Annotated in this window: 25 protein-coding genes; 5 read left to right on the top strand and 20 right to left on the bottom strand. The window is 39.9% G+C overall.

The features are described from left to right. Positions 1-8: 8 nt before the first annotated feature. Positions 9-1,727, bottom strand: coding sequence for an acetate--CoA ligase (gene acsA / locus BCM40_RS06100; RefSeq protein WP_065526716.1), 1,719 nt, complete (start codon positions 1,725-1,727; stop codon positions 9-11). Positions 1,728-1,893: 166 nt separating this feature from the next. On the opposite strand from acsA, the gene BCM40_RS06095 reads away from it, so the two are divergent. The 3 genes from BCM40_RS06095 to BCM40_RS06085 are packed head-to-tail and all read left to right on the top strand — an operon-like array spanning position 1,894 to position 4,342. Further along, on the top strand, positions 1,894-2,526 hold the full coding sequence (locus tag BCM40_RS06095) for a GNAT family N-acetyltransferase (RefSeq protein WP_065526717.1): 633 nt from the start codon (positions 1,894-1,896) through the stop codon (positions 2,524-2,526). A gap of 23 nt (positions 2,527-2,549) precedes the next feature. After that, on the top strand, positions 2,550-3,194 hold the full coding sequence (locus BCM40_RS06090; protein WP_065526718.1) for an acetoin utilization AcuB family protein: 645 nt from the start codon (positions 2,550-2,552) through the stop codon (positions 3,192-3,194). Then, complete coding sequence (locus tag BCM40_RS06085) at positions 3,191-4,342, top strand: acetoin utilization protein AcuC (RefSeq protein ID WP_065526719.1); 1,152 nt, start codon at positions 3,191-3,193, stop codon at positions 4,340-4,342. The genes BCM40_RS06090 and BCM40_RS06085 overlap by 4 nt, the downstream gene beginning before the upstream one ends. A 105-nt stretch (positions 4,343-4,447) precedes the next feature. On the opposite strand, the gene ccpA is transcribed toward BCM40_RS06085, so the two are convergent. The 13 genes from ccpA to BCM40_RS06020 form a co-directional block, all read right to left on the bottom strand. Further along, on the bottom strand, positions 4,448-5,446 hold the full coding sequence (gene ccpA / locus BCM40_RS06080) for a catabolite control protein A (protein ID WP_008429056.1): 999 nt from the start codon (positions 5,444-5,446) through the stop codon (positions 4,448-4,450). A gap of 100 nt (positions 5,447-5,546) precedes the next feature. Further along, complete coding sequence (locus tag BCM40_RS06075; protein ID WP_008429054.1) at positions 5,547-6,632, bottom strand: bifunctional 3-deoxy-7-phosphoheptulonate synthase/chorismate mutase; 1,086 nt, start codon at positions 6,630-6,632, stop codon at positions 5,547-5,549. 171 nt (positions 6,633-6,803) lie between these two features. Then, positions 6,804-7,133 carry a bacillithiol system redox-active protein YtxJ gene (gene ytxJ / locus BCM40_RS06070; protein ID WP_065526720.1) on the bottom strand — a complete coding sequence of 110 codons (330 nt, stop codon included), beginning with the start codon at positions 7,131-7,133 and terminating at the stop codon, positions 6,804-6,806. 20 nt (positions 7,134-7,153) lie between these two features. Next, positions 7,154-7,906: a YtxH domain-containing protein gene (locus tag BCM40_RS06065; protein ID WP_065526721.1), complete on the bottom strand. Its 753-nt coding sequence runs from the start codon at positions 7,904-7,906 to the stop codon at positions 7,154-7,156. A gap of 35 nt (positions 7,907-7,941) precedes the next feature. Then, entirely contained in the window at positions 7,942-8,433 is a 492-nt protein-coding gene (locus BCM40_RS06060) for a DUF948 domain-containing protein (protein WP_065526722.1), read from the bottom strand. Positions 8,434-8,575: 142 nt separating this feature from the next. After that, entirely contained in the window at positions 8,576-9,889 is a 1,314-nt protein-coding gene (murC, locus tag BCM40_RS06055) for a UDP-N-acetylmuramate--L-alanine ligase (protein ID WP_065526723.1), read from the bottom strand. A 208-nt stretch (positions 9,890-10,097) separates the two neighbouring features. Further along, the gene (locus BCM40_RS06050) at positions 10,098-12,680 is read right to left on the bottom strand and encodes a DNA translocase FtsK (protein ID WP_065526724.1); all 2,583 of its coding nucleotides are present in this window, start codon (positions 12,678-12,680) and stop codon (positions 10,098-10,100) included. 6 nt (positions 12,681-12,686) lie between these two features. Further along, positions 12,687-13,298 carry a YtpR family tRNA-binding protein gene (gene ytpR / locus BCM40_RS06045; protein WP_065526725.1) on the bottom strand — a complete coding sequence of 204 codons (612 nt, stop codon included), beginning with the start codon at positions 13,296-13,298 and terminating at the stop codon, positions 12,687-12,689. Continuing rightward, positions 13,295-14,110 (bottom strand): DUF1444 family protein, encoded by an 816-nt coding sequence (locus tag BCM40_RS06040; RefSeq protein WP_065526726.1) that lies wholly within the window; start codon positions 14,108-14,110, stop codon positions 13,295-13,297. Before BCM40_RS06040 ends, ytpR begins: the two co-directional genes overlap by 4 nt. Positions 14,111-14,173: 63 nt before the next feature. Further along, positions 14,174-14,491 (bottom strand): thioredoxin family protein, encoded by a 318-nt coding sequence (locus BCM40_RS06035; protein WP_065526727.1) that lies wholly within the window; start codon positions 14,489-14,491, stop codon positions 14,174-14,176. Between the two features lie 12 nt (positions 14,492-14,503). Then, positions 14,504-15,025 carry a hypothetical protein gene (locus BCM40_RS06030; RefSeq protein ID WP_238323760.1) on the bottom strand — a complete coding sequence of 174 codons (522 nt, stop codon included), beginning with the start codon at positions 15,023-15,025 and terminating at the stop codon, positions 14,504-14,506. 53 nt (positions 15,026-15,078) lie between these two features. Further along, complete coding sequence (locus tag BCM40_RS06025; protein WP_065526729.1) at positions 15,079-15,597, bottom strand: DUF84 family protein; 519 nt, start codon at positions 15,595-15,597, stop codon at positions 15,079-15,081. Positions 15,598-15,639: 42 nt separating this feature from the next. Further along, a complete protein-coding gene (locus BCM40_RS06020; protein WP_065526730.1) occupies positions 15,640-16,713 on the bottom strand; it encodes a M42 family metallopeptidase in 1,074 nt (357 codons plus the stop codon). Positions 16,714-16,879: 166 nt separating this feature from the next. Here BCM40_RS06020 and BCM40_RS06015 point away from each other — a divergent pair, with 166 nt between their 5' ends. Further along, positions 16,880-17,194: a PepSY domain-containing protein gene (locus tag BCM40_RS06015; RefSeq protein ID WP_008429031.1), complete on the top strand. Its 315-nt coding sequence runs from the start codon at positions 16,880-16,882 to the stop codon at positions 17,192-17,194. A gap of 24 nt (positions 17,195-17,218) precedes the next feature. Here the strand turns inward: BCM40_RS06015 and BCM40_RS06010 are convergent, their stop codons facing one another. The 6 genes from BCM40_RS06010 to pepV all read right to left on the bottom strand — a co-directional run bounded on the left by BCM40_RS06010 (position 17,219) and on the right by pepV (position 22,562). Then, entirely contained in the window at positions 17,219-18,073 is an 855-nt protein-coding gene (locus BCM40_RS06010; RefSeq protein WP_065526731.1) for a YtnP family quorum-quenching lactonase, read from the bottom strand. Between the two features lie 30 nt (positions 18,074-18,103). Continuing rightward, the gene (gene trmB, locus BCM40_RS06005) at positions 18,104-18,745 is read right to left on the bottom strand and encodes a tRNA (guanosine(46)-N7)-methyltransferase TrmB (protein WP_065526732.1); all 642 of its coding nucleotides are present in this window, start codon (positions 18,743-18,745) and stop codon (positions 18,104-18,106) included. A 24-nt stretch (positions 18,746-18,769) separates the two neighbouring features. Continuing rightward, positions 18,770-19,678: a diacylglycerol/lipid kinase family protein gene (locus tag BCM40_RS06000; RefSeq protein ID WP_065526733.1), complete on the bottom strand. Its 909-nt coding sequence runs from the start codon at positions 19,676-19,678 to the stop codon at positions 18,770-18,772. Then, positions 19,675-20,238 (bottom strand): RNA 2',3'-cyclic phosphodiesterase, encoded by a 564-nt coding sequence (gene thpR, locus BCM40_RS05995; protein ID WP_065526734.1) that lies wholly within the window; start codon positions 20,236-20,238, stop codon positions 19,675-19,677. Before thpR ends, BCM40_RS06000 begins: the two co-directional genes overlap by 4 nt. Before the next feature lie 84 nt (positions 20,239-20,322). Further along, on the bottom strand, positions 20,323-21,171 hold the full coding sequence (gene dat, locus BCM40_RS05990) for a D-amino-acid transaminase (RefSeq protein ID WP_065526735.1): 849 nt from the start codon (positions 21,169-21,171) through the stop codon (positions 20,323-20,325). Between the two features lie 17 nt (positions 21,172-21,188). After that, entirely contained in the window at positions 21,189-22,562 is a 1,374-nt protein-coding gene (gene pepV / locus BCM40_RS05985; RefSeq protein ID WP_065526736.1) for a dipeptidase PepV, read from the bottom strand. A gap of 295 nt (positions 22,563-22,857) precedes the next feature. Between pepV and BCM40_RS05980 the strand changes: the two genes are divergently transcribed. Beyond that, on the top strand, positions 22,858-23,079 hold the full coding sequence (locus BCM40_RS05980) for a DeoR family transcriptional regulator (RefSeq protein ID WP_008429018.1): 222 nt from the start codon (positions 22,858-22,860) through the stop codon (positions 23,077-23,079). Positions 23,080-23,134 lie beyond the last annotated feature (55 nt).

The following is a 23,134-nucleotide window of genomic DNA, read 5'->3' as shown; positions in this document are numbered from 1 at the left end:
TTGAATGATCAATCTTCCATTGTAGACAAGTCACCTGCTGGCAAATCCAATTCCCATGCTTTTAAGACACGGCGCATAATTTTCCCGCTACGTGTTTTCGGCAGTTTGTCTTTAAACTCGATTTCGCGCGGTGCTGCGTGTGCAGCTAATCCTTTTTTAACAAACTGTTGAATTTCTTGTACTAATTCTTCTGATGGTTCGTATCCATCAACTAACGCTACGAATGCTTTGATGATTTCTCCACGAACCGGATCGGGTTTACCAATGACGCCAGCTTCAGCAACGGCTGGATGTTCAAGCAATTTACTTTCTACTTCGAACGGTCCAACGCGTTCTCCTGAAGTCATTATGACATCATCTACACGTCCTTGGAACCAGAAATAGCCTTCTTCGTCCATATAAGCCGAGTCTCCCGACACATACCATTTATCCTTCAAGAAATACGAATCGTATTTTGCAGGATTGTTCCAAATTTGGCGCATCATTGATGGCCACCCTTTTTCAATCGCCAAGTTCCCCATTTGGTTTGGTGGCAATTCATTTCCTTGGTCGTCGACAATAGCAACATTGAGTCCAGGAATGGGTTTCCCCATAGATCCTGGTTTAATGGCCATTGACGGGAAGTTACAGATTGTTTGCGCTCCTGTTTCTGTCATCCACCATGTATCATGAATGCGTTTATCAAATACTTGTGCTCCCCATCTCACCACTTCTGGGTTTAACGGTTCACCTACCGACAACACGTGTCGAAGTGTAGATAAATCATATTCTTTTACCAATGCATCTCCTGCTCCCATTAACATACGGAATGCCGTAGGCGCACTATACCAAACCGTCACACCAAAGTCTTCAATCGCCTTATACCAACCTTCTGGTGAAAATCTTCCGCCAAGAATAACCGTAGTAACCCCGTTTAACCAAGGAGAAAACACACCATAAGCAGTACCAGTTACCCACCCTGGGTCAGCTGTACACCAGTATATATCCGTTTCGTTGAAATCCAACACCCATTTACCTGTTTGGTATTGCTGCACCATTGCATATTGGGCATGCAGTACACCTTTAGGCTTACCAGTAGATCCAGAAGTATAATGAAGTACCAATCCATCTTCTTTATCTAACCATTCAACTTCAAATTTATCGGAGCTCACTGATAAATGTTTCATGACATCAATATAGCCATCCTTTTCTTCGACGTCATCCCCAACAAGGAAAATCGTTTCTAAGTTTGGCAAGCGATCATACGGAACACGCTCTAATAATTCTGGTGTTGTAATAATCGATTTGGCTTCGCTGTCATCAAGTCGGTCGTAAATAGCACCTTCCATAAACGCTTCAAATAACGGTCCAACAATAAGTCCCATTTTCAATGCGCCAAACATTAAGAAATACAATTCTGGAGAACGTGGCATGAAAATAAAAATACGATCTCCTTTTTCTAGGTTTGAATTCGCTTTCAACAAATTCGCTGCACGATTGGTCATGCGTTTCATTTCATAAAACGTGTATGATTCATTTCGGTTTTGATCTTTATAATAAAGAGCGACTTTGTTTTTCCGGTCAGAATCTGCATGGCGGTCAATGGCTTCGTGAGCCATATTTACTTTACCGCTTTGGTACCAACTAAATTCTTTCTCGACTTCTGTCCAATCGAAGTTAGCTGCTATTTCTTCGTAATTATGTAATTGATGTACTCCTGGTTTTGCTTGTAATGCTTCTACTTTCATTCCATTCACCCTTTCGTATTGATTACTTACATTCTACAACAATGTCACAATTGAATGCGAACTATTTTAATTGTTTAGAAAAAACAGCTAATTCTGTCGGCTTTTTTCCAAAACATTTATTGTTCATGTATAATAAACCTAATTGCATCTGACAGGCGGTGAATTGATGGAACACAAGAAAACCTATAACTCTATGGAATTAGAAACTGAACATGGCTCAATCATGATCGAAGGTCCGATTGCGGGAAAAGAACTAAGTGAGCTTGAATTTCACGAAGATTTAGTGGCTTTTAGGCCTCCCGCTCAGCAGCATAAAGCCATTATCGAAATTGCGGATTTGCCAGAAGGACGTATTCTCATCGTTCGGGCTGACAAGATGATTGTCGGCTATGTCACTTTCCTTTATCCAGACCCTTTAGAACGTTGGTCGGAAGGAAATATGGACAACTTAATCGAACTTGGGGCAATTGAGATCATTCCAAAATACAGAGGCAACGGTGTCGGCAAAGCCTTACTGAAAGTTTCGATGTTGGATGATGCTTTTGAAGATTTCATCGTTATTACAACCGAGTATTATTGGCATTGGGATTTAAAAGGAACTGGATTAAATGTATGGGAATACCGAAAAGTCATGGAAAAAATGATGCAGGCCGGCGGATTAGAATATTATGCCACCGACGACCCTGAAATCAGCTCACATCCAGCGAATTGCTTGATGGCCAAAATTGGCAGCCGAGTCGATAATGAATCCATTCAACAATTTGATCGACTCCGGTTTATGAATCGCTATATGTATTGATTTACTTTTAAAGGGGTGCTTTTATGTTAGTTGAAGAAATTATGAAAACCGATGTGCACATATTAAGTTCGGACCAAACGGTTCAAGATGTGATGGATTTGTTTAAAGATAAACGAGTTCGCCATGCACCAGTTGTCGACGATGGGAAAGTAGTCGGCATCGTGACAGATCGAGACTTAAAAGAAGCAGTTCCTTCACGGTTTACCGTAGCACCTAAAGGTGAGCCATATAAAAAGAAAGTCGCTGAAATTATGACGGCTAATCCTGTTATTGCTCACCCGCTTGACTTTGTCGAAGAAGTTGCGATGATTTTCTATGAGCATAAAATTGGCTGCATTCCTGTTGTAAGCAATCAACAACTTGTTGGCTTTCTAACAGAAACTGACCTTCTATATACTTTTATCGAATTAACAGGGGCACACCAACCAGGCTCTCAAATTGAAGTACGCGTCCAAGATCGTTCGGGTGTGTTGTATGAAGTTTCAAAAGTTTTTCAGCACCAAAATGTGAATGTGTTGAGTGTTCTTGTATACCCCGATAGAGAAAATAAGGCGAGTAAAATTTTAGTTTTTCGTGTTCAAACGATGAACCCTTTAGCCATCATCAATGAACTACGAAAAGAAAATTTTGATGTATTATGGCCAAGTACGCCACAAGTGAACGAATGAAGCACGCTGTATTTATCTTTTCAGAAGATCAACTGGGGTATAAATTTTCTGAAACGCATCCTTTCAACCAGAAAAGACTTGTTTTAACGATTGATTTATTAAAAAAAATGAACGCGCTTTCAAGTGATGCTATAGTCCCTGCACGGATTGCAACGGATGAAGAATTATTATTAGCGCATGATCAACGCTATATTGATATTGTCAAAAAAGCTAGCCGCGGAGAAATCACACCCGAAGCTGGAGAAAGTTACGGCATCGGCACAGACGATACCCCTATCTTTGAAAATATGCATGAAGCTAGCGCACGATTAGTTGGAGGCACATTAACAGCTGTCGATTACGTTATGGAAGGCAAAGCTCAGCATGCATTAAATTTAGGGGGCGGACTTCATCATGGCTTCCGGGGCAAAGCATCTGGCTTTTGTATTTATAACGACAGTTCAGTTGCAATCAATTATTTAAAAACCAAATACAATGCTCGTGTCCTTTATATTGATACCGATGCACATCACGGTGATGGCGTTCAATGGAGTTTTTATGACGATCCTGATGTTTGCACTGTTTCAATTCATGAAACAGGACGTTACCTTTTCCCTGGAACTGGTAACATTAATGAACGCGGAAGCGGCCAAGGATATGGCACGTCTTTTAATTTTCCGATTGATGCATTTACAGAAGATGAATCTTTCCTTGAAATTTACCGAACTTCTATGAAAGAAATCTTTGAGTTTTTTAAACCTGATGTCATTTTGACACAAAATGGTGCAGACGCCCATTATCTCGACCCTCTGACCCACCTGTATGGCACAATGAATATTTACAAGGAAATACCTAAGATTGCCCACGAACTTGCTCATGAGTATTGTCAGGGCCGTTGGATAGCTGTTGGTGGCGGTGGCTACGATATTTGGCGAGTTGTTCCACGGGCATGGTCGTTAATTTGGATGGAAATGAACAATTTCCCTATCCCTTCAGGAAATCTACCTGCATCTTGGATCGGAAAATGGCAACCAGAATCCCCCGTGAAATTAATCGAAACGTGGGAGGATCCACCAAATATGTACAAAGCCATCCCACGAAAAGCGGAAATTACCGATAAAAACTTACAAATGTTAAACAAGGCTTTATACATGATTCGCAATAATTAACGACGCATACCCATAATTTTTTCAAAAAAAGAAGACACCTTGCTTGGATGAAATGATCCAGGCAGCGTGTCTTCTTTTTTGCAACTATTATTTTAGAAAAGAATACTAATCATTTTTTGTAGATTGTCTTTCTTCAATTCGATACGGCAATATAACTTGCTTTTCTTCAATTTCTTCGTTGTTCATGTATTTTGTTAACAAGCGCATAGAAACTGCCCCAATGTCATAGAGAGGGAAAGCCACTGACGTCAACATTGGACGTGCCATACGTGCCAATTTCGAATTTTCATAGCTTATAACTTCAACATCCATTGGAATTTTCTTCCCTTGCTCTTCTACGGCATGAATAACGCCAAACGACATTTCATCATTGCTGACAAAGTAAGCAGTTGGCTCTTCAGGAGCCAAAGTTTGAACAGCCTCCATAGCTTCATCATATGAATTATTGCACTCAACAATAAGCTTTTCATCATAGGCAATACCCGCATCTGCTAATGCTTCTTTATAAGCTTTTAACTTGTATTCTTTGTTGATCATCGACGTTAACGGTCCAATAATAAAAGCGATTTTTTGGTGTCCATTGTCGATTAATTTTTTTACAGCTTCATAAGCTGCCCCATAATAATCGATATTTACTGAAGCAATCGCCGCTGATTCATCAATCGAGCCCGCTAATACGATTGGAGTCGGTGAACGTTCCATTTCTTTCAGAAGTTCAGCAGAGATCACATCACTCATAAAGACAATTCCGTCTACTTGTTTTCCGAGCATGGTTTCCAATAACTGAAGTTCTTTGTTCTCGTTTTGATCAGAGTTAGATAAAATAATGTTGTAGCGATACATTGTTGCGATATCTTCAATTCCACGGGCTAGTTCAGCATACATGCTATTGGAAATATCGGGTATGATGACGCCGACCGTCGTTGTTTTCTTACTTGCAAGTCCACGAGCAACAGCATTTGGACGATAGCCTAATTCTTCTATCACTTTTAATACTTTCTTTCTTGTAGCCGGTTTAACGTTTTGATTGGCATTTACTACACGTGACACTGTAGCCATGGAAACGTTTGCTTCTCTTGCCACATCATATATCGTAACGGTCATTGTGCGCCCTCCTTTTCCAGTCTTTCTCTAATCATACGATAAAAACTTCCTGAATATCAACTAAAAAAAGAAAAGCCGGAGTAACTCCGACTTTTCCGATTTACATTTTCATTTCGTATTGTTTCATGAACTTCATCAATGCATCGTAGTATTCATCGAATTGACCAATATCCATTTGCTGTTGTGCATCAGATAATGCAACAGCTGGATCTGGATGAACTTCAGCCATAACGCCATCCGCTCCAATTGCGATCGCCGCTTTAGCAGCTGGAAGCAATAAGTCACGACGTCCTGTTGAGTGAGTTACGTCTACAAATACCGGAAGATGCGTTTCTTGTTTCAAGATTGGCACAGCCGAGATATCTAATGTGTTACGCGTCGCTTTTTCGTATGTGCGAATTCCACGTTCACATAAAATGATGTTTTCATTTCCTGAAGCAATAATGTATTCAGCTGCATGGATAAATTCATCCACAGTTGCTGACATCCCACGTTTTAGTAAAACCGGTTTATTGATTGAACCTACAGCTTTTAACAATTCGAAGTTTTGCATATTACGCGCGCCAACTTGTACAACGTCAACGTAATCTAGAGCAGCTTCTAAATGCGAAGGTGTCACGATTTCTGAAACCACTGCTAAGTTGTATTGATCAGCTGCTTTTTTCAGCATCTTCAAGCCTTCTAAGCCTAGTCCTTGGAAATCGTAAGGTGATGTACGTGGCTTGTAAGCTCCACCACGAATCATTTTCAGACCTTTTCCACCAATAGCTTCTGCAACTTTCATCACTTGCTCTTGAGACTCTACTGCGCATGGTCCGAAGATGAATGATGGATCTCCAGCGCCAACTTGTTCGCCGTTAATATTGATAATCGTATCTTCTGCTTTTTTCTTACGTGAAACAAGTAATGCTTTGCGGATATCTTCCTCTTGCATATCCAATGCTGATTTGAAAATTTCTTTGAAAATATGATCAACTGTTTTCTGATCTAAAGGTCCAGCATTATTTTCTTTTAACAGATTTAACATATGGCGTTCACGCAACGGATCGTAGCGGTTAACACCTTGTTTTTCTTTTGCTTTTCCGATTTCTTGAATTACGGAAGCTCTCTCATTAATAAGAGACAGAATCTGCAGGTTGACTGCGTCCACTTTTTCTCTTAGCTGCTCTAACTCTAAATTACTCATTCTATAAACTTCCCCTTTCGCGAATAACCTTTAACAGGTGACGCATATTAACTTGATAGGACTATTATAAGCAAACTATTCAGGAAAGTCACGAAATTTGTTTTAACGCTTCAACGCGTTAAAGTATTTATTGCGCAAAAAAGCCGAAGCAGCAAGGCTTCGGCTTTTTTATTAAGCGATAAATTCTTTCATAAACTTGCTTTTAATCTTGCTATGGGAAGCGTGCCAGTCCATTTTTTGGCTCGAAAAATGAAATAATTGTGGTGACTCATGCTTTACTTCCGTAATTTCTTCAATTGCTTTAGAAAGCTCTCGATCTTCCTGTACAACGAGATATAAAAATAGTTGGTTTGGATGCAATGAGGCATATTCATTATATTCATTCCACGCACCAGCGGACACTGAGCACGTACTGCTATGTTTAAACAACCAGTAATGTTGATTGCTTCCTACTGCCTGCTTTAGACTGTCCATACTGTCTACACGCACTAAGTTTTTCATCTAAACCGCTCCCACATTAGTTAATTCTTTTGATCGTAGCTTTTGTTTGATCCATTTGATGATTTATTGCTGTTGTTGTTGCTGCTGGTCGTGTTTGGACCTTTGCTTGCATTTGCTGTATTGCTGTTCGTGTTGCTGCCTGTGTTGCCAGCCGTTGACGAATTTGAACCTGATTTTTTTTCTTCTTTAACTTCTTCAACTGCTTGTTTTAACGCATTTGCAGTTGACGTGAATTCTTCAGAACTTTTCGTTTCAGTTTGATTTTGTGTATTTTGAACTGTCGAAAGAATATCAATCGACTCTTCGCCTTCTGATGAAGCTGTACCGTCGTCCATTGGAGAACTTCCAGCTTTCATGTTTTTTACTTTCTCAACTACTTTGTTAGACTGTTCTTTTAATTGATTCGCAAAACCTGTACCATCATCACTAAAGTCTGCTTGTTGGGATGCTTTTTCTTTCAAAGATGTTGCTTGAGTTTTTAAATCTGCTTGGAATTCTTTGCCTGTTTTAGGCGCTAAGAACAATGCGGCTGCCGCCCCGATAACACCACCGACTAAAATTCCAACTAAGAAGCTTGAGCCACCAGATGACTCTTCGTAATCGTAAAGGTCATCATAACGATTAGATGCACCATAAGATTGGGGTACATAATCGCTTTGCTGATAGTTTTTGCCACTGTTTTGTCTGTATTGGCCACCTTGTGTATAATAATCTTGGTTATTTTGTGAATCGTTACCATTTGACTGATTGTACTGGTCTTTGTTTCTACTCATTAATATTCCCCTCCATTTAGTTAGTAGTAAAAAATTTAGTATTGGCCATTATGAGGCAATTTTTTCTGTCCTGGTACCGGCGTTTGTGTTGCATTTGTTTGAGCTTCATAAATTTTTCGCTCATTCCATTTCTCACGAATGCCCATAAAGACATTACCCCATTGAACTACTTGAGCAATCTTATCTTCATTTTGTTCGACTTGCACGCCAACGCGTGACGTAATGCTACGAACCGTTGAATTTAAATCAGTAACAGAGTTGCCGACACCTTTAACCGCATCTACTACTCCATTTAATTTTTCTGATTTCACCTGAATGTCTTCAGCAAGTTCATTTGTTTTATGCAATAAGTTTGTTGTTTCCAACGTTACCCCTTGCAATTGATTTTCAAGACCAGCAACGGTACCTGAAACTTCTTTTAATGTGTTTTTCAACGAATTTAATGTCATTGCCAACGCTACGCATAAAATTAAAAATCCAATAGCGGCTACGATCGCGGCAACGTAAAGTAAAATCTGCCAATCCATCTTGTTTCCTCCTTTTAAATAAATTATGTTATATCCTTTTCTACTTCTACCCTTGAGCAGTTTGGATTAAACACGGGTCTTTATTATTATTCGACAAAAACAGTTCTACTCCTGCAAAAAAAAAAACAGTTTAACTCGAAAGTTAAACTGTTTCCCCTGTATTCAATGCATTTTCGAATGCTTCTTGGAACTTTGTAACATCTCCCGCACCCATAAACAAATAAACGGCATTGCCATGCTCTGCTAGAGAAGCCACTTCATCTAACTGCAAGATATGACTGCCTTCAATTTTTTCAGCCAAATCTTGAATCTTCAAAGTACCCGCTTTTTCACGTGCAGATCCGAAGATGTCGCAAAGATAAACGTGATCCGCTTCAGTTAAGCAATCAGCAAATTCTTGCAAAAATGTTTGAGTTCGCGTAAATGTATGTGGTTGGAAAATAGCAATAAGTTCCCGCTCCGGATATTTTTGACGAGCCGATTGCAAAGTTGCACGAATTTCAGTCGGATGATGCGCATAGTCATCGATCAAAATTCGATCAGCAATGGCTGTTTGTGTAAATCGACGCTTTACGCCCTCGAAATCTTCAAACTGTTGTTGAATGATATCCGCTGGAATACTTTCATAATGACAAAGCGAAATAACCGCCAATGCATTTAAAATAGCATGATCTCCAAACATTGGAAGTTTAAATGTGTGGAAAAATTCGTTGCGAATAACCACATCAAATGTAGTTCCGTCCACAGATTTCACGATATTTCTTGCTTGGAAATCATTTTCTTCTCCAAAACCATAATACACAACAGGAATTGGTGCTTGAATTTGTTGCAAATATTCATCATCGCCACAAGCAATGATGCATTTTTTGACTTGCTGAGCCATTTCTTCAAATGCCTTAAAAACATCATCAATTCCTGTAAAATAATCCGGGTGATCAAAGTCAATATTCGTCATAATTGCGTAATCAGGATGATATGCAAGGAAATGACGACGGTATTCGCAAGCTTCAGCAACGAAGAAATGAGAATCTTCTTGGCCAACACCTGTTCCGTCTCCAATTAAATACGACACGGGTTTATATCCACCTAACACATGGGCCATCAAACCAGTTGTTGAAGTTTTGCCATGGGCACCTGTAATCGCAACAGAAACATATTGTCTCATCAAATCACCTAAAAACTCGTGATAACGAATAATGGTCGCTCCTAATTCTCGCGCTTCCACCAATTCCGGATGGTCATCACCAAATGCATTACCGGCAATGATCGTCATATCTTTTTCTATATTGTTTGCATCAAATGGCAGAATGGTAATACCTCTTTCACGCAATCGATCTTCAGTAAAAAAATGTTGCTCTATATCTGAGCCTTGTACTTGTTTACCCATGTCATGCATGATTTGTGCAAGCGGACTCATACCGGAACCTTTGATCCCAGTAAAATGTAAAACTGTCATAAATGGACCTCCTGTGGGAGTTAAAAATTAGTCTACATAAATCGCAAAGCGAATTCTATAGCTAGTAAAGATAAACATAGTACAACATTATATCATAAATTTGTCTTTTTTTAAATGCTTCTGTATTCTATACATTTCAGCAACAAGAAATTACGGGGTGTTGAAGAAAACCGAAGTCGCCTGCAGTATACTAGCAGACGACTAACAATCAACTAAAAACTTTTTCAATTTCATTTTCGGTGATTAAAACCGTACGTGCTTTACTACCATTCTGTTCAGAGATAAAGCCATGCTGTTCGATTAAATCCATTAAACGAGCGGCACGATTGTAGCCAATGTGGAATTTACGTTGCAAGAGAGAAGTCGAAGCACTTTCATGCTTCATGATAAAGCGGCAAGCTTCCTCAAACAAATCATCTTGTTCAGCAGGAGACTCACTCCGCTTGATCAATTCCTCTTCTTTAAAAAAGTATTCTGGCTTCCCTTGCAGCCTCACATGTTCGATAACTTTTTCAATTTCGTCATCGGTAACAAATGTTCCCTGCAAGCGACTAGGTGCTGACATGCCATTTCCTAGATACAACATGTCCCCTCTTCCAAGTAATCGTTCGGCTCCTTGAGAATCGAGTATTGTCCGGCTGTCCACTTGTGATGACACTGAAAACGCAATACGCGTTGGGATATTCGATTTGATCAAACCAGTGATAACATCCACAGATGGTCGTTGCGTCGCAATAACTAAGTGAATGCCACAAGCACGCGCTTTTTGAGCAATCCGACAAATCGAATCTTCAACATCTGAAGGCGACATCATCATCAAATCTGCTAACTCATCAATCACAATTAAAATATACGGAAGATGTTGCGCGTGATGTCCTTTTTCTTTAACTCGTTTATTGTAGCGACTAATATCGCGCACTTCGCTATGAGCAAATAATTGATAACGACGTTCCATTTCTTGAACTGCCCATTTCAAGGAGGCAGTTGCTGCTTTAACATCTGTAATTACAGGGCTAACAAGATGCGGAATATGATTATACGGTGCCAATTCAACCATTTTCGGATCAATCAACAATAGTTTTAAATCTCTTGGAGATGACTTATACAACAAGCTAACTAACAGAGAATTGATACAAACGGATTTACCCGACCCTGTCGCGCCTGCGATCAAACCGTGCGGCATTTTGCGCAAATCCAACGTAACAGGTTTGCCTGTTAAATCTAAGCCAAGAGCCGCTTCAAGAGGAGATTCCGATTCTTCAAAAACCGCACTGCCGATAATTTCAGAAATGCGCACTGCACGACTTGTACGGTTCGGAATTTCAATCCCAATCGAGCTTTTCCCCGGAATCGGTGCTTGAATTCGAATGTCTCGTGCAGCCAAAGCTAATTTTAAATCGTCTGCTAAATTACGGATTTTGCTGACCTTAATACCTTGTGCTACTTTTAGTTCAAACTGTGTCACAGCAGGCCCCTGAACCGTACTCAAGATTTCGGCTTTAACTTGGAAGTGAGATAAAGCTTCAACTAGTCGCTCTCCCTGTTCTTCCATCCACTCTTCATCTTTACGATCGTTTTCAGGAACCATTAAGTATTCTGGTAAAGGCAATTGATAAGCTTTTGGCTCAGTCGAATCTGTTAAATCTGGTTCAGGTGCTACTTGTTCAACTAAATTTGCCGTTTTTTTTTCCGCTTCTGTCACTTGCGCTACAGGTTTTTCATAGCTTGGCGTCGTCACCGTAAGCGATTTGGTCTTATTTTTCAAAGACTCTTTATCCGATTTAAGCATTAATACATTAAATGGCACTGTTTTTTCACGCTTTGGTGCAACTTCTGGTTTCGAATCTACTTGTACTTCTAAAACTTGTGATTCTTTTGTTGCTTCTGTTTTTGATTCTTCTATTTCTTCTGATGTTGGATTTGAAAACTCTTCTGTTGCGTCATCCACATCCACATCTAACTCTTTGTGCACTTCTGGTTTCTGCTCTGTAATACCTAGCTCAATTTCTGTTTCTGGCTGCATTTCGGGTTCTACTTCAACAAGTTCTTCTTCTTTTTCCTCTACTGAAACCAGTTCAATTTCTGGAGAGGTCTCGTTTAGTTCGGTCGTTTCTTTTAAAGCTTCTTCTTTTAATAACAAAGCTTTTTCTTCACGCTCTCGTTCGGCTATCACAAACGATACGGTATTTGACATAACGCTTGTTGCTCGAGATGCTTGTTTAACTTCTGCTTTTGGCTGTTGCGCCGGCTCTTTTTCATAAGAGGAACGGCGGTCAGCATCAACTTGAGTTCTTGGTTTATGGAATCCAGCTCTAGCTTTTTCTTGAATGGCTTCATCATACATTTCGCGATCTAGTTTACTTTCACGCTGCTCTTCTACCTTTTTTTGAGTGGGTTCAGGTCGCGACACGTTATAGCCATGGACCGGTGACACTGAACGACTTGGCTCAAAACGACGGGCATTTTGAATAGGCAATTCGGGTGCTTTCCGTTTGGGTTTAGCTGCTGAACGAATAGGCGCTTCTTTTGGTCCCATAATTGGAGACTCAACTTCTTTTCGAAGAATTTCTCTTTCTTGTTCATCGAAAATCGCCATTCTAGGACGTGGTTCTGGACGCTTTATATCATGGATAAATTCATTTTTTTCTTCATCTGGAATAAGCGGGAAACGAAATGGTGCTTTTTCTTTTTTCTCGGTCGGGGCCTCTTCATAGACAATTTCTTCGTCGACTTCTTCGACATTATCTGTATCTGTGAACATACGATTCCATACATTTTTAATCCAGCTCATAATGCGTTACACCTTTACTTCGAAAGCTGAACCAGTTTCTGCATCTTCAGACAAGACAAGAATGCCTTTTTCCTCAGGTGCATTTGGCAAAGCCAACTCTTTTGCTGAACAAATCATTCCAGACGATGCCACTCCCCGAAGTTCCGCATCACGAATAACCATTCCAGAAGGCATAACAGCCCCCACTTTTGCTACAACAACTTTCTGACCTTGCTCAACATTTGGAGCACCGCATACAATCTGCAGTTTTTCGTCGTCCCCTACAACAACTTGGCAAACATTCAATTTATCTGCATTTGGGTGCTTTTCTTTTGCATCCACAAATCCAACAACAAATTTCGGAGAAAAATCGACTTCAAGCGTAAAATCTACGCCATTTTTAGCCAATGCATTTTGTAAAGAGGTAACAAGCTGTTCTGACACTTCAATTTGTTGGCCTTCAGCCAAGTCCGTATAACTAGAAGCATTAAATACATTAAATCCAGCAATTGTTCCCGCTGCGTCTTTGATCAACGTAATGTCCCCAAATTGTTCAGGGTGAATTTTTTCTGGAGTTTCTGTTTGTAGTTGTACGAGCAACACGTCGCCAATTCCATCTTTGTTGTAAAATACATTCATTTTTTATCGTTCTCCTCGTTAGGTCTATTTTTCGCCATAATAAATATCGGCTCTAATTCATCATTTTCATAAATGAACGATAAGGAAGTGATCGGCACTTTGCCATTCGTAAAGAAATGCATAGCCATTTGTGCGAGCACATCGTATCCCGTTTCATTTCGGATATCTCCAATAATTAATACATCTTGATGAGGTACAGATACGGTCATATCACCCGTAATTTTTGTTTTCATTTCTTTTAAAAATGATTCGTTCAACACTCTTGAAGCGTCATATCCATCATTTTCATTTAAAAAATAAAACACATTCCCAGCAACATGATCTTCTTTTACAGCCGTTTTTAATTTTTTCACTTGAAACTTCGCAATTTCTTTAATCTGTTCTTCAGTCAGACTTAATGAATTTACCACATTTTCGTCAATTAAGCGATAGGTAGTGCCAGCGTCTAATGCAAAATAAATACGTGTTTCCGCCGTATGTTCAGCCGTAATAAACTTATGGCCTTCATTTGATTCTAATGGAAATGATGTGGACCGAATAACTGGAAAAATATGCTCAGTCGATTTCATTTCACCTTTTGCTTCTCTTTCCATTGCCTCAAACGTTTCTGTAATTGTATATACGATTTCTTGAATTGCGGAATCACCTTTTGCATCAAAACGATTAATAACTTGCGGCAAAGAAATGCTCATGCCTTTGCCCAATTCTTTGTGTTGTATCGTTGCAACATCTTTCTCACGATCAAAGCGCCACTCTAGTTGGCGGCTTGGCATACGCTCTCTTAGTATATTAAAAAGTTCTGTAGATTTCATCGTTGTTTGGCCTCACTTTCATAAATAAACGGTTCAGCCTATTTAGGCGAACCGTTTTTATTGTTATTGTGACAAGTTCGAAATAAATGCTTCGATTTCTGCCTGCGTTTTACGATCTTTGCTTACATAACGGCCCGCTTCTTGACCATTCGCGTAAGCTAGGAAACTAGGGATACCATAGATATCCAATTCGATGCACAAATCAATAAACTGATCGCGATCTACCGATACAAATACGTACTCTGAAAATTTTTCTTCAATCTCCGGCAAGATCGGATCTATTACGCGACAATCCGGGCACCAACCTGCTGTGAACATAAAAATTGTCGCTGGTTCTTTTGTTAATGCATGAAATTCCTCAGTCGATTGTAATTTTCTCATTGGGTCAATCTCCTATTCATCAAGTTCTACTGAACGAACCGTTTTCATCATCCAGTCTATATTTTTAGGAAGGTCGTTTTCTGTTGAAATGGTTGTCATTTTAACACCACCAGCTCCAACTGCAAGTTCCAACTTATCTTCTGCAATTTCTGTTACGGTCACAAAACCAAAACGACCATTTTGATGAAACTTTTCATCGACTAACCATAATTGTTTTGGATCTATTTTTTGCAAATCATAAAACAACGTGCTCGTCGCTTTTTCGTTTGGGTTAATGGTCAACGAAAACGAATCGCCACCTTTAGTGATTAAGCCATGAAAGTCATCTTGCGGTTCTTCAATAACATAGCCATTAGGCACGTAGAGATCGGTTTGACCCATTTTTTCATTATCTGATTTTGGTTCTGCTTCAAACGCATCACGCGCGTTCGATACTCCTTGAACAACCAGGTTTTCTGATGTAGCGCTACAGCCAGCCATTAGTCCGACTGAAAAAAGTAACAACACCATCCATCTAGCTCGAGGCACGCTCATTCCCCCTGACATTACTGCTATTTATTTTAAAGGTGTTTACAAGGACATGCAACTTAATCGCTGTGTCGTTGATATTGACCCATCAATAATTTAACGACATGCCCAAACATTTCTCCTCGGTTCACCAGGCCGTTTGTTAAAATACCGACCGCGCCTTTGTGTTGGCGAATTCCACTTTCATTAGCATATTCGTCCATAATCGGTCCGAGCTCTATTCCTTTACGCAAACCGTCTGCAATTTCTTCCGGCAGTGGTATTTGAGCACCAGCAGCGGTAAATATATGTCCATCCTGAGTGGCCAATGCACCCCAGTTGCACAAGTACAACATCCCTTCCATTTCATATACGCCGCCTTCTAATCCGATCGCAAAATCATATTCTCCTAAGGCATTTTTTGCTCGATTCATAGCACCTTGACGGGTTTCTTGTTGTGAAAATGGCTGTGCGGACACTTCTGAATCCGCATCTATTGCCGATAAGTCAACTGCCCATTCTATATTTTTGAGCACATTTGATACGGCATTAATTTTTGCAGGGTTTTTAGATGCGATTGCTGCACGAATTTTTTTCATTGTCGTTATTCCTTTCAAAAAAAAGAGCCCGTAGGCACTTTTTCACACATTTTGTTTAATAGTCTCTAGAGTCGTGCGGTCAGTTGCTTTCACTAACTTTGTCAGTAATTCTTTCGCTGCTGCATAATCTTCTGTATGAATGATAGATGCTGATGTATGAATATACCGAGAACAAATTCCAATTACGGAACTCGGAATCCCTTCATTGGTTGTATGTACGCGACCTGCATCTGTTCCACCTTGTGAAATAAAGTACTGATAGGGTATATCATGCGTTTCAGCTGTATCGAGTATAAATTCACGCATGCCTCTGTGAGTAACCATGCTTTTGTCTAATATGCGCAATAAAGTTCCTTTACCAAGCTGTCCGAATTCGTTTTTATCACCCGTTGCGTCGTTAGCTGGACTTGCATCTAATGCAAAGAATAGATCTGGCTGTATCATTGAAGCTGCAGTTTGTGCACCACGCAACCCAACTTCTTCCATTACGGTTGCTCCAGAAAACAATTGGTTTGGCAACTGTTCATCTTTCAGTTCTTTTAAAAGCTCAATCGCCAACCCACAACCGTAACGATTATCCCAAGCCTTTGCCATAATTTTTTTATCATTCGCCATTGGTGTAAAAGGACTAAAAGGCACAATTTGCTGACCTGGACGAACCCCAAGCGCTAATGCATCTTCTTTGCTGTCTGCTCCGATATCGATTAACATATTTTTTATTTCCATGGGTTTACTTCTCAATTCTTCACTCAACAAATGTGGAGGAATAGATCCAATAACTCCTGGAATCGTTTTTTCGTTTGTAATAACGTCTACTCGTGTCGCCAACATCACTTGGTTCCACCAGCCGCCTAAAGGCTGAAAACGCAACATACCATTATCTGTAATTTGGGTAACCATAAATCCAACTTCGTCCATATGTCCTGCTACCATGATACGCGGTCCATCTTCTTGACCATCTTTGACACCAAAAACGCTTCCCAAATTGTCTTGGATCAATCGATCTGAATACTTTTCTAGTTCTTGACGCATAAATTTACGAACCGCATGCTCATTTCCTGGAGCTCCCGGCAGTTCTGTCAAAGTTTTAAACATTTCACGTGTTTCAGAATTCATATTAAAGTTCCCCCTAAATAAGTTACCTTTATTAAGTTTAGAGCTTTATTCAGATAATTTCCAGTTTAGTACTCTCTTTTTTAAAGTATGTTGACTTTCATGCTATCATTTCGTCCTTCAAAATATTTATGGTACAATTTATCCAGTAAATAGAGGAGGGATTTTAGTGAGAAATCGTGATTTACTTATTGGATTTGCTACAGGAATCGCCGCAACGTATTTAGTAAAAGAACTTTACAATCGTTCAGAAAAACTATATCCAGCTGATGACGTTTTAAAAGAAGTAAAATCTGCATTTAAAGAAGAAGGCCCGATTGACGGTTCATGGATTTTCATGAAAACGGAACCTTATAAGCAACATGCGTTAACAACTGAAGTTTACAAAGGCGGCATCACACGTCATAAAGAAGACGAACTTCAACAATTCGAATTTTTAGCTGATGCGTATACAGGCGCAGTAATCGAAGTAAAACAAGTATAAAAAAAGAGCCCAAGGGCTCTTTTTTTATACTTTCTTTTCTTTGCGAACTAATGATTCAACAATCTCTTTACCGTCTGCGCTCCACTTTAAGATGCGGTAATACGCATCATGGTAAAAGCTGAAATAATAACCGCTTTCTAACGCTTGTTTCATCAACTTTTCTTTCGCGTAGATGGAATCCATTGGGTAGTCATCAAATGCTAACACCCACAAAGGATTTTGGTGGGCATGCGTAGGCATAATATCTCCCATATGCAAAATCGTTTCATTGCCGCTTGTCATTTTAATAACACTGTGACCATTTGAATGACCGCCTGTATGAATCATGGTGATTGCACCGAATAAAGTTTTTTCTTCTTCAAAGGTTTCAACCTGATCAACAATCGGCTCCCAATTTTCTTTCCAGTATGTATTGCGTGACCGGATATTTGGATTTTGCATTTCATCCCACTCTACAGCTGACACATAAATTTTGGCATTTGGAAAAGTTGAAACCAACTCTTCTCCCTGCCATTTTGTAAGTCCTGCTGCATGATCTCCGTGTAAATGAGTCATTAAGACCGTATCGATGTCTTCAGGTTTTAACCCAAGCTCCGACAAGTTTTCTTCTACACGAGACTGTTCTGAAACCCCTAAATTGCGCAACTGACGCTCTGTCAATTTGCCATCGCCAAGACCGCTATCGATCAATATATTGTGTCCTTCAAATTGAACAAGTATTGGGTGAGTTGGCAATTCGATTTGATTTTTTTCATTGACCGGGTAACGTTTCGACCAAATAACTTTTGGTACGACCCCAAACATTGTACCACCGTCTAAAAACGTAGTTCCCCCATCAAGCCAGGTTAAGTTCATTTCGTGAAATTGAAATTTCTGCATCCCTTTTCCCCCTTGTCAAAATCAACTAGCTTAAAACTGTGCTTCTAACCGGTAAATTGGCTGACCTTTTTTCGAAAACTTTTCTTCATATTCGGTCATGATGTTCCATTCAGGTTCGTTATCGTGAAGATCTAAGGAGACATCTGTTAATAACATACCATATTCAGAAATGCTCGTAAGCGAATATTCAAAAAGTTTGCGGTTATCGGTTTTAAAGTGAATTTCACCTTTTTCAGGTAAAACGGCTTGATACAGTTTCAAAAATGATTCATGTGTCAAACGGCGTTTCGCATGACGTGTTTTTGGCCATGGATCTGAGAAGTTTAAGTACAATCTGTCTACTTCTCCTTTTTCAAAATACTCAGCGATTTTTTTCGCATTGACTTTTAAAAGACGTAAGTTCGGAATTCCGTTCTCTTCTTCAAGTACTGTCTCAAGAGCTGTAACAATCACGCTGTCGAATAATTCAATACCGATGTAATTAATGTCTTGATTTGCTTTAGCCATTCCGGTGATAAAGCGGCCTTTCCCTGTCCCTGCTTCAATATGCAACGGATTTTTGTTACCAAACACTTCTTGCCATTTCCCTTTTTTCTCTTCTGGGTTCGGAATAACAACTTCCGGATGTGAATCGATTAAATCTGCTGCCCATGGTTTAAAACGTGATCTCATATTTCATCCTCTTTCTATTTTCCATTAATGTATTGATGACCAATTATGCGGACTAACTGCATAGACAACCATTTCATTTTGAGGGCTCATCCCGGCATCGTCCCCATCTACATGGCGAAAAACCGATTTGTCAGATGATAGCCGGAATTCCGGACTGCTCATTTGGCTGACCTCTTTGAAACGTGTATGTGCTCCGCTGAATACCGTACCAAAAACGAGCAAGAGTTTCAAACGGGATATTTGATGAACGACTGTCAATTCGAGCAATCCATCATCTGTGTAGGAAGCAGGAGAGATTTTCATGCCTCCACCGAAATATGGTTGATTGCTAACAGTGGCTAACCAAACGTCTTGATAAACAAAGGTTTTGCTCTCGCTTTGAACCGTCAATGTAAAGGTTTCAAACTTCACTAAAGTCTTAATGACATACAGATAATAAGCGATTTTTCCAAGGCCAAACTGATTTAGTTTTTTCTTAAGAGACGACTGATTTACAGCGATTGTAATCTCTGCATCAAAACCAATTCCCGAACTGCTGACAAATTGAAAGGGTTGTCCGTTCGCAAATTCACCAAGGTCTTGCTGTTTAACAAAAGGTGTTTTTTGAAATTGTTCAATTGCCCGCGCATCTTTGAACGTGCCGTAAGCTCTTGCAAAATCATTGCCAGAGCCTGCCGCTACAGATCCAACAATTATCTTTTTCGCACCCACTGCTCCTACTACGATTTCACGCAATGTCCCATCCCCGCCAAAGCCGATTAACAAAACTTGTTGCTCTTCATCTTTATAAGCGGCAGCTATTGCCGTAGCATGTCCTGGAAACTCCGTTAATCTGTGTTCGTAGGGGAAGTGGAGCGTTTCTTCAAAGCGCAGCCATTGTTTTAACGCCCGGCCATTGCCAGCTGTAGGGTTAATAATAAATACCGTTTTCATAAACACTCGCCTTTAAATGTAGTAGATGCATTTTCTAACGGATAATTTGCGATCTTTTGGTACCGTGGCATTTCTTTTGGTGCAATTCGGAACAACGAAAACTCGGTTACTTCAAATCGCATAGTGGCAATTGAAAATTGGCGTTCAGTTGGTTCTCCCCCTGCCCATCTGCTAGCCAATGTGATATGTGGCACAAATTTCTTTGGATCGGGTTTGATTTGCAACGGTTCCACGGATTTATGCACTTGTTGTTGCAACTCGTTTAACTCCCGACTTGTTTCAAGAGATGCATAAATAATACGCGGTGTTGATGGATTCCCAAAAGTTTTAACGCCATTTATGCTTACCGTAAAAGCTTGTTGCTTAATGGTCCCCAGCAATTTTTCAACTTGGTCGATTTCACTATGCACGTCTTTGCCGATAAACAATAAGGTAATATGCATATCTTGCGCCGGCGTTTGCCTTTTGTGACTTTGCAATTGCCAACCTTCTCGTTCTGTAGCCAAAGTTCCGGCTATATCTTTTGGTATTTTAATCCCAATAAAATAATGGGGTTTCATTTAGCATCACCTGAGTTTAGTTTACCATGCTAATAAGCGCAAAAAAATAGTGATTGGCCGGAGCCAATCACTTTTATCTCTATTTTACGATTTCACAGCAACTTGTATGCGTGCTTCAAACGCCGTCTGTAATTTACGCGTTAATTCTCCCGGAACACCGTGACCGATTTTATGATCACCAATTGCAACAACTGGCATTACTTCCGTAGTCGTTGACGACATGATGAATTCATCCATTTCAAGAGCTTCTGTTTTGGTAAATGGTCTTTCTTCTACTGGAATTTCTAATTCTTCACAAAGTTCAAGAATTACTCTTCTTGTAATTCCATTTAAAATAAGGTTGTTCGCAGGATGTGTATAAAGAATGCCATTTTTAATGCCGTACATATTCGATGAACAACCTTCTGTTACTGTTTCGCCTCGGTGCAAGATTGCTTCGAAAAATCCTTCTTCGTATGCCTCTTGCTTCGCCAATACATTACCAAGCAAGTTTAAGCTCTTAATATCACAGCGCAACCAACGAATATCTTCGATAAATTTAGCGGTAACGCCTGAGTTTAAGCTTGCCACTGGACGTTCAACTGATTTTGTATTACCGGTAATCACTGGTGTTGCTTGTGTCGGGAATTGATGTTGACGTTCTGCAGCGCCACGTGTGATTTGCACATATACTTGGCCCGTTTCAATATTGTTTACTTCAACAAAATCGTAAATCATTTTATGGAAAACGTCTTTTGTATAAGGAATGACGATTTTGATTTTGTCCGCACTGTCGTAAAACCGGTCAATATGCTCTTTAGCCGTAAACAAATTGCCGTCGTATACACGAATTACCTCATAAATTCCATCACCAAACTGGTATCCACGATCTTCTTTTGAAATCACCAAATCTTCTTCACGAATAAATTCTCCATTGTGCAATATCAAATCCATATCCATTCCTTCTTTCCTCATTTTTTACAAGCTAATTGATAAATGGCTTCTGCGTAAATGGCAGTCGCTTTTATTAAATTGTCGATATCGACAAATTCATCCGCCTGGTGGGCAACATCGGGTTCGCCAGGAAACAGCATCCCAAAAGCCACACCTTTGTCTAGTACGCGGGCATAAGTGCCTCCGCCAATGGCGATTAAATTAGCTTTTTCACCCGTTTGTTTTTCATATGCGCTTTGCAGCGTTTTGATGAACGGATCGTTTTCATCCACATAATGAGGAGGAGAATTGGACGCAATGTCCAGTACAAAATCCTTCAACTGATAAGCATCGATTTTTTCTTTGAATGGATAGCTAATCGAGTAACGCATGCTCACGGTAATCATAGCAGTTTTCTTTTTTTCAAACCGAATAATTCCGGCGTTAAATGTGGTATCTCCAGATTGTTCATCTGTGTAATCTAATCCAAGCTTACGTCCACGCGAATCTTTATAAAACGTATCTGCGACAAACTCAACAAACTTTTGACCATCGCCTTCTAAACGGTCTTTCAAAAATACAGCTAGTAACACACCGGCATTAATGCCATCTTCTGGTTCCATCGCGTGTGCTGATTTTCCGTTTAAGGTTAATTCTGTCGAACCGTTATGCTGTTCAACTTTACCTGTTACGTCATGCTTTTTGCAAAACGCTCGAAAATCTTCTTGCCATTCCGCTAACTGCCCATTTAAAATCGCCGTTGCTGTGTCAGGCACCATATTGGTTCGATGTCCAGCGATAAACGATTCCAAAATCGCATCTTCGTGCATAGAAAATGTCGAGAAAACCAGTGACGCGATTCCTTTTTCTGCATTGATGATTGGGAAATCAGCATCTGGCGTAAAGGCTATTGCTGGCATTTCTTCTGTTTGAAAATAGCGTTCCATGCAACGGAATTCACTTTCTTCATCTGTACCGATGATTAAACGCACACGCTTTGTAAATTCAACACCCGCATCCTTTAAAATGTTCAAAGCAGCCCATGCGGCAATTGTTGGTCCTTTGTCATCGATGGCGCCACGACCGTAAAGTCGTCCATTGTGAATTTCTCCACCAAATGGAGCTTTTGTCCAACCTTCACCTACTGGCACCACATCAACATGTCCTAGAATTCCCAGCAATTCCTCACCTTGACCAATTTCAAGATGCCCTGCAACATTCCCAACATTTTTCACCGTATATCCTTCTGCTCTACCTTTTTCTAGAAACCAATCCAATGCCTGTTTAACTTCTTTTCCAAAAGGAGCTGTTGGCGTGGTTTCATTGCTTAATACACTGGGAATCGCTAGTAACTCTTGCAATTCGCTCAGTATTTTTTCTTTGCGTTGTGTAGCTTCTAACTGCCAATCCATGTTTCACACTCCTTTTTGTTATGGCTATTGTACACCTTTTTTCAGGAAATTAAAGAATTTGTCGTTAATTCACATAAAAAATTCTGTCTTTTAAGCGTTAATTTTTTGTAAATTCAGCTAAAATCCTAGAATTCGAGATGTTTTTCCGTTATAATCAAATTGTCAGATTAGTAAGATTGACATATTTTTTAGGAAAAGGGGCTGTCTTTGGCATCAATTATACTTGCTGTATAACCTCAGCACATCGTCCGCTAGTCTTTGCCAATGGGAAAAAAGATGAAGGAGTGGTTCTAGTATGAAACCCACAACCGATCGAATGCTCATTCGAATTAAAGATATGTATAAGTACATTCTCGAGAATGGGACTGTAACGACGCAAGATCTTGTCGACGAATTCGGCATCACTCCTCGCACCATTCAAAGAGATTTGAATGTGTTAGCCTTTAACGACTTGGTGACCAGCCCAACTCGAGGCAAATGGACAACGACGCACCGTAAAGTGAAAATGACGTCCTAACAGATTTCCTAAACAAAGAAAATGACCGCATAATTGCGGTCATTTTCTTTGTTTT

The sequence above is a fragment of the Planococcus donghaensis genome (assembly GCF_001687665.2).
GTDB lineage: Bacteria > Bacillota > Bacilli > Bacillales_A > Planococcaceae > Planococcus > Planococcus donghaensis.
The sequence above is the reverse complement of the archived record's forward strand: the minus strand, read 5'-3'. Positions and strand labels throughout refer to the sequence as shown.